The sequence below is a fragment of the Streptomyces hazeniae genome (genome assembly GCF_031845485.1).
In the GTDB taxonomy this organism is placed as follows: domain Bacteria; phylum Actinomycetota; class Actinomycetes; order Streptomycetales; family Streptomycetaceae; genus Streptomyces; species Streptomyces hazeniae.
In genome coordinates this window covers 1-11,774 of the sequence record NZ_JAVREQ010000036.1, presented here as the reverse complement: position 1 = coordinate 11,774, position 11,774 = coordinate 1, and the positions used below count along the sequence as shown (strand labels likewise).

The following is an 11,774-nucleotide window of genomic DNA, read 5'->3' as shown; positions in this document are numbered from 1 at the left end:
CCTGGACCTGCTCGTGAGGAAGGGGAAAGCAGGGGCTGTGCTGCCGGGGGAATGACGGCGAGGGCACGTACACCCATGCCGCACCATGCGAGCGGATCTCGCGTGGCAGGGGCACGTTCACAATTGTCTTGCGGAATCCCCTAGTTGTATGAGGCCATGAGGTTGGTGACGCCTGTGTGGAGTCGGGAGGCTGGTGGGCGGTTCCCGGCGGCAGTGTGCGGTCGATGGTAGTTGTAGTGGACGTTCCAGGTGGTCAGAGCGTGTGCTCGGTGGCTTTCGGATGTCCATGAGCGGGCGTAGAGGAACTCTTCGGACAGGATGCGCTGGTAGCGCTCGACTTTGCCGTTGTGCCGTGGCGTGTAGGGCGTGATGCGCTGGTGGCGTGAGCCGAGGAGGGCGCGGGCGAAGTCGCCGGCGCGGTAGCAGGCTCCGTTGTCGGTGACGATGCGCTGGATGCGGTCGATGCCGTGGGCGGCGAAGAAGGCCCTTGCACGGTGGAGGAACCCGACCGCCGTGGCGGCCTTCTCGTCGGGTAGTGCTTCGGTGTAGGCCAGGCGGGAGAAGCCGTCGAGGGCTGAGTGGAGGTAGACGTAGCCCGGCTTGCTGCCGCGGGTCTTGGTGCGGGCGACGCGTTTGGCCTGCTCGCTGCCGCGGCCGTGGAGGCGCCATCCGCCGCCGTCGGGTATGCGTCCGGTCTTCTTCACGTCGAGGTGGATCATGTGGCCTGGCCATCGGGCGGTGATGGTGCGGCCGGTGCGGTTGGTGCCGCCGTCGGGATCGATGAAGCGGCGGCGGTTCAGCCCGAGCTGGTGCAGGTGCCGTGTGACGGTGCGGCGGCTGATGGTCGTGCCCACGGCACGGAGCTCGAAGGCGATGCGGGCCGCTGACCACTTGTGCTCACGGCGCATGCGCTCGATGCGGGCCACGATCTCGCCCCGGGTCCGGGTGGGCTGACGATGGGGCGTGCTGGGCCGGTCGAGCAGGCCGAGGTCACCGTGGAGGCGGTACCGGCCCACCCATTTGCTGGCACAAGCCCTGGAGATGCCCATCTCCGCGGCGACGTGAGCGATGGGACGGTCCTGACAGCGCCGGACCAGACGACGACGGCCTTCGACCGAGAGCGGGGCATTACGGTGGGACACCGGGCGGGTCCTTTGTGACGGCGGACGAGTGACTTGGCGGTTCTCATCCTGCCGCTGAAGGACCCGCCCCTTCGTATCGGCCCCAGCGTCTACAACCTCATGACCCGCAACACCTAGTCGACGTCTCCGCAACATCCCTGTCGCTTCCTACAGAATCGGCGAAGACCTATCCCGCTATAGCGGGAAGGGGGCGACAGCGGCAGTGGAGTGGCCGTCGGTGACTCCCTACTCTCAGCGCGTGCATCCACCGATCCCCTTCGACGCGCGCGCAGCCCGCACCCTGCGCGAGAAACTCGGGATGGCCCACGGCCACGTCGCCCACGGCATGCGCGCCTCCTACGGTCTCGTCCATGTCGGCCCCGGCCACATCGCCGCGTGGGAGCGCGGCGAGGCCCTGCCGTCGGCGAACGAACTCACCGCCCTCGCGGGCGCCCTGTGGTGCGCGCCGGGCGAACTGATGGGGCGTCCCCGCACTCTGCTGGAACACCGTCTGGCACGTGGACTCGCCGCCGAGGACGTGGCCGGCTTCACCGGCGTCCCGCTCGACGCCTACCGCCACATGGAGGAGACCGGCCGCTGGGCCGGTGACGAACGGCAGTCCGCCAAACTCGGCACCCTGCTCGACCTTCCGGTCCCCGACCACATCGCCGTCACGGGTCTGGAGGGCGAACTCGCCGGCCTCCTCACCGAGGCCGTCACGACGCGCTGGCAGGCCCACATCCGCGCGATCGCCAAGCTGATCTCCCTGGACAAGCGCGACCTGAAGGAACCCCTGCGCGCCCTGCACCAGGAGTACCAGGGCCTGATGGCCGCCACCCTCAGCAGAGCCGGCGGCGCAGCCTCCGGCGAGCTGGGGCGGCGCTACCTCGACGACATCGTGCAGCACTTCTGGGACAAGCTCGCCGACCGCGGCTGAGCCGCCCCGGCCGCGCGGCGCCCGGCGGGTCCACGAAGGCGGGCGCCCGGCCCGCCGTTCACCTCCGGACGTGCAGGCGGCGGGGTGCGGTGGCGGGGCGCGCCGGTGCGGGGAAGCCGTCCGGGCCGGGGGTGAGCGAGCCCAGCACGGTGGCCCGGCGGGCGCCGGTGCAGGACGGGACGGTGCCGGGGAGCCCGTGCACGCTCAGCCAGCCGAGGACCGCGAAGGCGTACGCCTCCTTCGCCGCCGACGGAAGGCCCAGCTCGTCGGACGTGTGCACCGGTGTCCCCGCGCCCAGTTCGCGGCGCAGCGCCCGCATCAGCTCCGGGTTGCGGGTGCCGCCCCCGGAGGCGATCACCTGGTCGCCGCCCACGTCCCGCACCGCGTCGGCCACCGTGCGGGCGGTGAGTGCGGTGAGGGTGGCGGCCAGGTCCTCGGTGGAGACGTCCCGGCCGTCCAGCGCCCGGTGCAGGTAGGGGAGGTGGAACAGTTCCTTGCCGGTGGTCTTGGGGGCGGGCCGGGCGTAGTACGGCTCGGCCAGCAGGGTGTCGAGCAGGCCCCCTTCGACGCGGCCGCGGGCGGCCAGCGCGCCGTCGGCGTCGTAGCCGAGGCGGCCGTCGGTGGCGTGGGCGACGGCGGCGTCGAGGAGGGCGTTGGCCGGGCCGGTGTCGAAGGCCAGCGGCACCCCGTCGCGGATCGCCGTCAGGTTGGCGATCCCGCCCAGGTTGAGGGCGACGGGACGTCCCGGGCGTCCCGCGAGCCACAGCGCGTCGACCATGCTGACGAGCGGGGCGCCCTGCCCGCCCGCGGCCACGTCCCGGGTGCGCAGGCCCGACAGCACGGGCAGGCCGGCGTGCTCGGCGATCCACGCCGGTTCGCCGAGCTGGAGGGTGCCGTGCACCCGGCCGTCGTCCACCCAGTGGTAGACGGTCTGGCCGTGCGAGACGGCCAGTTCGGCACGTCCGTCGCACAGCTCCGTGTTCGCCCGGCGGGCGGTGCGGGCGAACGCCCGGCCGATGCCGGTGTCCAGCCGGCACACGTCGTGCAGCGTGGTGCGGGACGGGGGCAGTGCGGCGGCCAGCGCTCCGCGCAGGGCGTCGTCGTAGGTCTCGGTGAGCATGCCCAGCGGGCGCAGTACCAGGGTGTCGCCCTCCAGGCCCAGGTCTGCGGCGGCCGCGTCGATGCCGTCGTGGGACGTGCCGGACATGAGGCCGATGACGCGCCTCACCCGGCCGTCTTCCCGGTCGTCTCCTCCGCGGCCCCGTGCGCGGTCCCGGGCGGGGGCCCCGCCAGCTCGGAGGCGGCCGTCCGGCGCAGCGGGCGCAGGTGGTCGTCGCCGCGCAGGGTCCACAGCGCGAGGGCGCTGACCGCACAGGTGGCCGCGGCGTAGTAGGCGGGGATGTCGACGTCGCCGGTGCTCGCCACCAGCTCCGTGATGATCAGGCCCGCGCTGCCGGAGAACACGGCGTTGGCGAGGGCGTACGACAGGCCGAGGCCGGTGTAGCGCACGGAGGTCGGGAACATCTCCGACAGCATGGCCGGCCCCGGGCCGGCCAGCATGCCGACCGCCGCGCCCGCAGCGAACACCGCCGCGCCCTTCGCCACGGAACCGGAGTCCGGGTCCTGCAGCAGGTTGAGCAGCGGCCAGGACAGCAGCGCGATCAGGACGGCGCCGGTGAGCATCACGGCCCGGCGGCCGACGCGGTCGCTCAGCCGGCCGGCGGGCAGGATCATGGCCGCGAAACCGGCGTTGGCCACCACGCTCGAGATCAGCGCCTGCTGGAAGGAGGCGTTCAGGGTGGCCTGGAGGTAGGACGGCATGACGACGAGGAAGGTGTAGCCGGCCGCGGACCAGCCCATGAGACGCCCGGCACCCAGCAGGATGGCCTTCGCGGTCTGCCCGGTGGACGGCTTCGGCGCGGGCGGCGGTGCGGTCGGCGGCACGCCCGGCGCCCCGGCGGGGCCGTGCTCGCGGACGAACTCGGGTGTCTCGTCCAGCTTCAGCCGCACCCACAGGGCGACGCCGCCGAGCGGCAGCGTCAGCAGGAACGGCAGGCGCCAGCCCCAGTCGTTCAGGGCTCCCGCACTCATCACGGTGGCCAGGACGGCGGCCATGCCGGCGCCCGCGAGCAGGCCGAGGCCGACGGTGAACGACTGCCACGCGCCGTACAGGCCGCGCTTGCCCGGCGGTGCGAACTCCGTCATGACCGACACGGCGCCGCCGAACTCGCCGCCCGCGGACAGGCCCTGGAGGATGCGCAGCAGCGTCAGCAGCACCGGGGCGGCCGCGCCCACCGTGGCGTAGGTGGGCAGGACGCCGATCAGGGTGGTGGAGACGGTCATCAGCAGCAGCACCATGATCAGCGTCGGCCGGCGTCCGACGCGGTCGCCGATCCGGCCGAAGAGCGCCGCGCCGACCGGCCGGAAGAAGAAGGCGATGGCGAACGACGCGTACGTCTTCACCAGCGACTCCAGGTCGCTCGCGCCGTCCGTGCTGAAGAAGTTCGCCGCGATGATGGTCGCGAAGTAGCCGTAGACGCCGAACTCGTACCACTCGACGAAGTTGCCGACGGACCCGGCGACGAGTGCCCGGCGGGGTGGTGACGGGGGGTGCGGCGGGGCGGCGGCCGGTGGGGTGGACGACATGGCTGGACCTCTTCCGGTGCCCGCGGCGGGGCGGCGTGATCGACGGTGACCCCCCGGGGGTGGAGTAGACCAATTCGCGGCGGGCGGGTCAAGGGGACGGACGTACCCTTCAGGCGCGGGGCAACCCGCTGTACGCAGACGTGACGGAAGGACGGCAGCACCGTGAGCGTTCCCGATTCCCCGATCCCGCGCTTCCACCTGGCTGTTCCGGTCGACGACCTGGAGGCCGCCCGCCGCTTCTACGGGGGCGTGCTCGGCCTGGAGCAGGGCCGCAGCGCGGAGACCTGGGTGGACTGGAACCTGCACGGCCACCAGTTCGTGACCCACCTCGCCCCCGGTGCCCCGCGCGGTGTCCACAACCCTGTGGACGGCCACGACGTCCCCGTCCCCCACTTCGGGCTGCTCCTTACGGTCGACGCCTTCCACGCCCTCGCCGAGCGCCTGCGCGCGGCCGGCACCGCGTTCGTGATCGAGCCCTACCTCCGCTTCGCGGGGCGGCCGGGCGAGCAGTGGACGATGTTCCTGCACGACCCGGCCGGGAACGCGCTGGAGTTCAAGGCGTTCGCCGACGACACCCAGGTCTTCGCCGTCTGACCCGGCCGCCGTCTCACTCCGGCTCGACGAGGACGCACTCCAGGGAGCGGGGGCCGTGCACGCCTTCGACGCGGGTGAGTTCGATGTCGCTGGTCGCGGACGGCCCGGAGATCCAGGTCTGCGGACGCCGCGGGTCCAGCAGGGGGAGCGCCCGGGGGACGGACGCCACGATCCGGTCGGCGTGGACGACGCAGACGTGGTGGTCGGGGACGAGGGTGAGGGCCCGGCGTCCCTGCGCGGGACCGGCGTCGAGCACCACGGTGCCCGTCTCGGCGACGGCCAGCGCGCAGCCCGTGAGCACGCTGTCGACGGCGTCCAGCCGGGCCGCCGTCAGGGTGGGCGCGTCGCGCACGAGATCCACGCCGTGGAGTGCGGTGAGCCACCGCGGCGGCAGGTCGGCCGGTACGGCCAGGGCACGGGTCCCGCGCGCGGCCAGGAGCTCGGCGACGAGGGCGGGCAGGGCGCCGGACGTGGTGCGGTGGACGGTTGCCCGGTAGTCGGCGAGGTTCTCGGCGAGCAGTGCGCGCAGGGCGGCCGGGTCCTCGGAGGTGTGCGCGCTCCGGTAGGCGCGGGCGACGGGGTGGCCGGCCGGCGACTCCGCGGCGGGTACGTCCGCGAGGGCGGCGCGGATGCGGGCCAGGACGAGGTCGCGGGAGCCGTTCACCGAGCCTCCCCTCCTTCGCGGGGGGTGCGCCGGGCGTGGCTTCGCCGTGCCGGGCGTCGCGCGGCCGGTCGCGGTGCGCGCGCCACCAGTCGCGGAAGGACGCCGCGGGCATGCGGGGCAGGTCGCGGGCCGCGCTCCACGCCCCGGCCGCCCCGGGCAGGCGCAGCCGTTCCGGCTGGAGGCGCCGGGTGCGGGCACCGGCCCGCAGGGTGGCCGCGTACGCCGCCGGGTGGTCCAGCAGCCATGTCGCCGCCCGTACGCCCGCCCGCTCCCGGCGGTGCCCGGTGGACCCCTCTGCGACCCGTTCCCGCAGGTGGACGAGGACCTCGGGGATGTCGATGGCGACCGGGCACACCTCGTAGCAGGCGCCGCACAGCGAGGAGGCGTACGGCAGGGAGGCGTCCACCTCGCTCTGCAGGCCGCGGAGTTGGGGCGTCAGGATGGCGCCGATCGGACCGGGGTAGGGCGAGCCGTACGCGTGGCCGCCGGCCCGCTCGTACACCGGGCAGACGTTCAGGCAGGCGGAGCAGCGGATGCAGCGCAGCGCCTGCCGGCCCACCTGGTCGGCGAGGGTGGCGGTGCGGCCGTTGTCGAGCAGCACGAGGTGGAAGGCGCGCGGACCGTCGCCCTCCGCGACACCGGTCCACATCGAGGTGTAGGGGTTCATCCGCTCGGCGGTGGAGGAGCGCGGCAGCAGTTGCAGGAACACCTCCAGGTCCTGCCAGGTGGGCACGACCTTCTCGATGCCGACGACGGAGATCAGCGTCTCCGGCAGCGTGAGGCACATCCGGCCGTTGCCCTCGGACTCCACCACGACCACGGTGCCGGTCTCGGCGACGAGGAAGTTCGCGCCGGAGACGGCGACCTTCGCGCGCAGGAACTTCTCCCGCAGGTGCAGCCGTGCCGCCTCGGCCAGGTCGGAGGGCCGGTCGGTCAGCGTGTCGGGCGCCGGCCGTCCCCAGCGGCCCATCGCCTCCCGGAAGAGGTCGCGGATCTCGCCGCGGTTGCGGTGGATCGCCGGGACCAGGAGGTGCGAGGGCAGGTCGTCGCTGAGCTGCACGATGAGTTCCGCGAGGTCCGTCTCGTACGCGGCCACGCCCTCGGCGGCGAGCGCCTCGTTGAGGCCGATCTCCTGGGTGGCCATCGACTTGACCTTGACGACCTCCCGTTCGCCGGTGGCGCGGACCAGGCCGGCGACGATGCGGTTCGCCTCGTCGGCGTCCGCCGCCCAGTGCACCTGTCCGCCCGCCGCGGTGACCGCCCGTTCGGTCTGGAGGAGGTAGTGGTCGAGGTGGCGCAGCGTCCGGTCCTTGATGTCCTTTCCGGCCTGCCGCAGCCGCGCCCAGTCGTCGAGTTCGGCGACGGCGGCGGCCCGCTTGTCGCGGATGGTGTGCGTGGCGTGCGTGAGGTTGGTGCGCAGCCGTGTGTCGCGGACGGACCCGGCGGCGGCAAGGGGGAAGGCCGGCATCCCGAGGTAGGCGGTGTTCATCGCGGGGGCCTCCGGTCCGCTTCCGTGCAGGCGAGGATCTCGGCGAGGTGGAGGGGGCGTACGGGCGCGTCCTGCCGCCGGATCAGGCCGTCGAGGTGCATCAGGCAGGAGTTGTCCGCCCCGCACAGCGTGTCGGCGTCGGTGGCGAGGGCGTGGTCCACCTTGTCCCGTCCCATGGCCACCGACACGGCCTCGTTCTTCACCGCGAACGTGCCGCCGAAACCGCAGCACTCCTCGGCGCCGGGCAGCTCGATCAGGGTCAGACCGCGCACGGCCCGCAGCAGCCGCAGCGGACGGTCGCCCAGCCCCAGCGTCCGCAGCCCGTGGCAGGACGGGTGGTAGGTGACGGTGTGCGGGTAGTACGCGCCGACATCGGTGACGCCGAGCACGTCCACCAGGAACTCGGTCAGTTCCCGCACCCGCGGCACCAGAGCGGCGGCGGCCGCGGCGAGGGCGTCGCCGCGCCCCTCGGCGCGGGCCCGTTCCCCCATCCGCGGGTAGCCCTCGCGGACCATGGCGACGCAACTGCCGGAGGGCGCGACGACGTGGTCGTAGCCCGCGAACGCGTCGGCCGTGCGCCGCAGCAGCGGCTCGGCGGCCCGCCGGTGGCCGGTGTTGTACTGCGGCTGGCCGCAGCAGGTCTGGGCCGGGGGGAAGTCGACCTCGACGCCCAGCCGTTCCAGCAGCCGTACGACCGCCCGTCCCGTCTCCGGGTACAGCGCGTCGTTCACGCAGGTCACGAACAGGGCGACGCGCAGCCCGGCGCCCTGTTCGGACGCGGTCACGTGCGGTCCTCCTCCGCCAGGGCGAGCAGCTCCGCGAGGTGCACGGCGCGGGTGCGGGCGCCCGTACGGCGCAGACCCTGCCGCAGCTGGCGCAGGCAGCCGGGGTTGACGGCGACGACGAAGTCGAGGTCGGCCTCCGCGAGGGCCGCCAGCTTCGGGTCCAGTACGGCACGGCTGTCCGCCGGCCGGAGCATCGCGTACGTGCCGGCGGCGCCGCAGCAGTCCCCGGCGCCCGGCACCTCCACGTAGTCCGCGACGGCGGCGATCAAGTCGCGCGGCGGGCGGGTGACGCCCAGCCCGTTGCGCAGGTGGCAGGAGTCCTGCAGCCCGACGCGGGCCGTGCGGCCGTCGACGGTCACCCGCCCGGCGGGCACGTGGCCTTCGCGGTGCAGGTGGTCGCCGAACTCCCGTACCCGGTCGGGGCCGAGGTGGTGGGCGAGGTGGGCGGCGCAGCCGCCCGCGGTGGTCACGAGGGTGCCGGGCAGTCGCCTGCCCAGCTCCTCGGCGAGCGCCTTCCCGGTCGCGGAGTCGCCGTTGTGGGCGTGCAGCGCACCGCAACAGCCCTGCCCCGGCGGTACGTTCAGCTCGGGTCGCAGCCGCAGCGCGGCCCGTGAGACCGCCGGGTACAGGCCGCGTTCGACGCATCCCAGCATCAGCGAGGGCCCGTCGGCCGAGTCGCCTCCGGACGGACGGGCGTGGCGGCGCACCAGCCCTTGGAGGCGCAGCAGGAACGGCCGGGCGACCACCGCGGTCAGCAGCCGGACGATCCACGGCCGCTTCGGGCCGCTCCACTGGTGGTCCCGCCACTGCTCCAGCAGCTGCCCGTACTCCACGCCCGCCGGGCAGACCGTCTCGCAGGCGCGGCAGCCCAGGCAGTACGACGACTCCTCCGCCAGCGTCGGGTCGTCGGCGGGGAGTTCGCCGGTCTCCAGGGCGCGCATCAGCGTGATGCGGCCGCGCGGGGAGGACGCCTCGTCGCCGGTGAGGGAGTACGTGGGGCAGGCGGGGAGGCAGAACCCGCACGAGATGCAGCGGTCCAGCTGCTCCTTGTCGAAGAGGCCGCGCCCGGCGCCGGGGCCTTCGGCGGGCGGGCCGGGCTGCGGGTTTTCGGTCGTCATGAGCCGAGCTTTCCGGGGTTGAGGATGCCCGCCGGGTCGAAGGCGTGCTTGATGCGGCGCAGCAGGGCCATCTGGTCGTCGCCGAGGCGGTCGGCGAGGTAGGGCAGCTTGGCGGCGCCCACGCCGTGTTCGCCGGTGATGGTGCCGTCGAGTGCGAGGGCGGCGGCGAAGATCTCGCCGAACGCCTGGTGGGCGCGCTCCACGGCCCCGGTGTCGTCGGGGTCGAGGACGCAGGTGGGGTGGAGGTTGCCGTCGCCCGCGTGCCCGAAGGTGGCGATGAGCAGGCCGTGCCGTTCGGCGATCTCGTCGATGCGCCCGACCATCTCGGCCAGCCGGTGCCGGGGCACGGTCGCGTCCTCCAGGATGGTGAGCGAGCCGAGCCGGGACAGGGCGGGCAGGCCGCAGCGCCGGGCGGCGAGCAGCGCGTCGGCCCGCGCGACGTTCTCCGCGAGGGTGACCTCCAGGGCGCCGGCGGCGGTGCAGACCTGCTGGATGCGGGCCAGGTTGCCGGCGACCACCGACGGGTCGCCGTCGTCGCCGAACAGCAGCAGCGCACCGGCGTCGGTGCGCAGGCCGAGCCCGGCGAACGCCTCGACCGCTTCGATGCACTTGCGGTCCAGGAACTCCAGCGTCGCCGGGACGACGCCCGCGGCGATGACGGCCGCGACGGCGCGGGAGGCGTCGGCGAGCGAGTCGAAGTAGGCGACGCCGGTGCCGGTGTCGGCGGGTTTCGGCAGCAGTGCCACGGTCACCTCGGTGATCACCGCCAGGGTGCCCTCGGAGCCGGTGAGCAGGCGGGTGAGGTCGTAGCCCGCGACGTCCTTCCACAGGCGGCCGCCGGTACGCACGATCTCGCCGGTGGGCAGCACGGCCTCCAGGCCGAGCACGTAGTTGCGGGTCACGCCGTACTTCAGGCCGCGCAGGCCGCCCGCGCAGGTGGCGACGTTGCCGCCGACGGTGGAGACGGTGCGGCTGCCCGGGTCGGGGGCGTAGAGCAGCCCGGCGTCGCCGGCGGCGTCGGCGAGCTGAGCGGTCGTCACTCCCGTCTGCACCCGGGCGAGCAGTTCGCCGGGGCTGATCTCCAGCACGCGGTTCAGCCGGGTCAGGACCAGCATCACCCCGCCGTGCAGGGCGACGGTCCCGGCGCACAGGTTGGAGCCCGCGCCGCGCGGGATCACCGGCACACCGCGTTCGGTGGCCAGCCGCAGCACGGCGGCGACCTCCTCGGTGCTGCCGGGGAACACCACCACGTCCGGCGGCGCGTGGAAGAGCGGGGTGGCGTCCCGGGCGTACGCGGCGAGCTGCCCGGGCTCGACCCGTACGTGCTCCCGGCCGACGAGCGCGGCGAGTGCGTCGGCGAGTGCACCGGTCCGCCCGTCGCCTGCGGCGGCGGTGTCGGTCCGCTCGCTCGGGGGCGTGGCGCGGCCGGCGGCCCGTTCGGTGTGCGCGGTCATCGGCCCGCCCCCGGGCGGCTGGTCGTCCCCATCGTTCCTCCGGTGTCGTCTCGTCGGCTGCGGGCGGATGGAGAGACCAGTGTGCTGCGTGCGGGTGATCCGCGACACCGTCGGGGCGCACGGGGGCAGGGGGACGCGGGACACGGGGACGCGGGACGCGGGGAGGGCGCGGCGGCCGGGGGCCGGTTCCGGAGCGTGCCGCACCCCGCAACCGGCCCCCGCGTGCTCAGTGTCCGCCGAGCATCTTCCGCATCGTGGCGATCTCGGCGGTCTGCGCCTCGATGATCGTGTCGGCGAGGTCCAGGGTGGGCTGGTACGAGCCCTCCTTGAGCTCGGTCCCCGCCATCGCGACCGCGCCCTCGTGGTGCTCGATCATCAGGTGCAGGAAGGCCTCGTCGAAGGACGTGCCCGTGGACTGCTTCAGCTCCGTCATGTCGTCGGCGGACAGCATGCCGGGCATCGGCTCCCCGGACCCGTGGCCACCGTGACCGTCGTGGCCGGAGGCGCCGTCCTGCCCGCCGTGGGCGTCGCCCGAGGGGACCTTCTCCCCCCACGCCCTCAGCCAGCGGGACAGCGTCCTGATCTCCGGAGCCTGGGCCTTCTCGATCTTCTCCGCCAGCTCCCGCACCTCGCCCGAGGCGGCCCGGGTCTCAGCCAGTCCGGACATGGTGACCGCCTGGCGGTGGTGCGGGATCATCCCCTGGGCGAAGGCCACGTCGGCGGCGTTGTGCCGCTGCGTCTCCCGCGGGGCGGAGGCGGACGGCGAGGCGGCGGCCTCGGCGCCGCGGCCGCCGCCCTGCCCGGAGGTGCCGCCTGCGCCGCCGCAGGCGGCGAGGACGAGGGCGGCGGTGACCGCGACGGCGGACCCCGCCGCCCGGTGGACGCGGGAACGGCGTGTGGTGGAACGCCGTGCGGTGAAACGATTCGTGGTCATGGTGAAGCGACTCCTGTGCGCTGTGTGAAGGG

At 74.1% G+C, this 11,774-nt stretch carries 10 protein-coding genes and 1 pseudogene; 2 read left to right on the top strand and 9 right to left on the bottom strand.

Annotation, left to right across the window (positions count from 1 at the left end):
• Positions 1-140: 140 nt before the first annotated feature.
• On the bottom strand, positions 141-1,142 hold the full coding sequence (locus RM572_RS26870; protein ID WP_311675979.1) for an IS481 family transposase: 1,002 nt from the start codon (positions 1,140-1,142) through the stop codon (positions 141-143).
• A gap of 238 nt (positions 1,143-1,380) precedes the next feature.
• On the opposite strand from RM572_RS26870, the gene RM572_RS26865 reads away from it, so the two are divergent.
• Positions 1,381-2,058 carry a helix-turn-helix domain-containing protein gene (locus tag RM572_RS26865; protein WP_311675978.1) on the top strand — a complete coding sequence of 226 codons (678 nt, stop codon included), beginning with the start codon at positions 1,381-1,383 and terminating at the stop codon, positions 2,056-2,058.
• Positions 2,059-2,116: 58 nt separating this feature from the next.
• Here RM572_RS26865 and RM572_RS26860 read toward each other — a convergent pair whose 3' ends face one another.
• Positions 2,117-3,265: an anhydro-N-acetylmuramic acid kinase gene (locus RM572_RS26860; RefSeq protein ID WP_394813714.1), complete on the bottom strand. Its 1,149-nt coding sequence runs from the start codon at positions 3,263-3,265 to the stop codon at positions 2,117-2,119.
• 17 nt (positions 3,266-3,282) lie between these two features.
• Complete coding sequence (locus RM572_RS26855) at positions 3,283-4,704, bottom strand: MFS transporter (protein WP_311675976.1); 1,422 nt, start codon at positions 4,702-4,704, stop codon at positions 3,283-3,285.
• A gap of 162 nt (positions 4,705-4,866) precedes the next feature.
• Here RM572_RS26855 and RM572_RS26850 point away from each other — a divergent pair, with 162 nt between their 5' ends.
• Positions 4,867-5,298 carry a VOC family protein gene (locus RM572_RS26850; protein ID WP_311675975.1) on the top strand — a complete coding sequence of 144 codons (432 nt, stop codon included), beginning with the start codon at positions 4,867-4,869 and terminating at the stop codon, positions 5,296-5,298.
• Between the two features lie 13 nt (positions 5,299-5,311).
• Here the strand turns inward: RM572_RS26850 and RM572_RS26845 are convergent, their stop codons facing one another.
• The 6 genes and pseudogenes from RM572_RS26845 to RM572_RS26820 form a co-directional block, all read right to left on the bottom strand.
• Positions 5,312-5,962, bottom strand: a complete 651-nt coding sequence (locus tag RM572_RS26845; RefSeq protein ID WP_311676008.1) for a LutC/YkgG family protein — start codon at positions 5,960-5,962, stop codon at positions 5,312-5,314.
• A 70-nt stretch (positions 5,963-6,032) separates the two neighbouring features.
• Positions 6,033-7,451: pseudogene (locus RM572_RS26840) on the bottom strand (lactate utilization protein B); the annotation flags it as partial.
• Positions 7,448-8,209: a (Fe-S)-binding protein gene (locus RM572_RS26835; protein ID WP_311676007.1), complete on the bottom strand. Its 762-nt coding sequence runs from the start codon at positions 8,207-8,209 to the stop codon at positions 7,448-7,450. The gene RM572_RS26835 and the pseudogene RM572_RS26840, both read right to left, overlap by 4 nt.
• A 23-nt stretch (positions 8,210-8,232) precedes the next feature.
• Positions 8,233-9,354, bottom strand: coding sequence for a (Fe-S)-binding protein (locus RM572_RS26830; RefSeq protein ID WP_311675974.1), 1,122 nt, complete (start codon positions 9,352-9,354; stop codon positions 8,233-8,235).
• The gene (locus tag RM572_RS26825; protein WP_311675973.1) at positions 9,351-10,808 is read right to left on the bottom strand and encodes an FAD-binding oxidoreductase; all 1,458 of its coding nucleotides are present in this window, start codon (positions 10,806-10,808) and stop codon (positions 9,351-9,353) included. The genes RM572_RS26830 and RM572_RS26825 overlap by 4 nt, the downstream gene beginning before the upstream one ends.
• Before the next feature lie 226 nt (positions 10,809-11,034).
• Positions 11,035-11,742, bottom strand: a complete 708-nt coding sequence (locus tag RM572_RS26820; protein ID WP_311675972.1) for a DUF305 domain-containing protein — start codon at positions 11,740-11,742, stop codon at positions 11,035-11,037.
• Between the last annotated feature and the right edge of the window lie 32 nt (positions 11,743-11,774).

Coding starts and splice junctions, on each gene's coding strand:
- RM572_RS26860 (WP_394813714.1), bottom strand. CDS start 3,265: ATGTCCGGCACGTCCCACGACGGCATCGACGCGGCCGCCGCAGACCTG.
- RM572_RS26855 (WP_311675976.1), bottom strand. CDS start 4,704: ATGTCGTCCACCCCACCGGCCGCCGCCCCGCCGCACCCCCCGTCACCA.
- RM572_RS26830 (WP_311675974.1), bottom strand. CDS start 9,354: ATGACGACCGAAAACCCGCAGCCCGGCCCGCCCGCCGAAGGCCCCGGC.
- RM572_RS26825 (WP_311675973.1), bottom strand. CDS start 10,808: ATGACCGCGCACACCGAACGGGCCGCCGGCCGCGCCACGCCCCCGAGC.
- RM572_RS26820 (WP_311675972.1), bottom strand. CDS start 11,742: ATGACCACGAATCGTTTCACCGCACGGCGTTCCACCACACGCCGTTCC.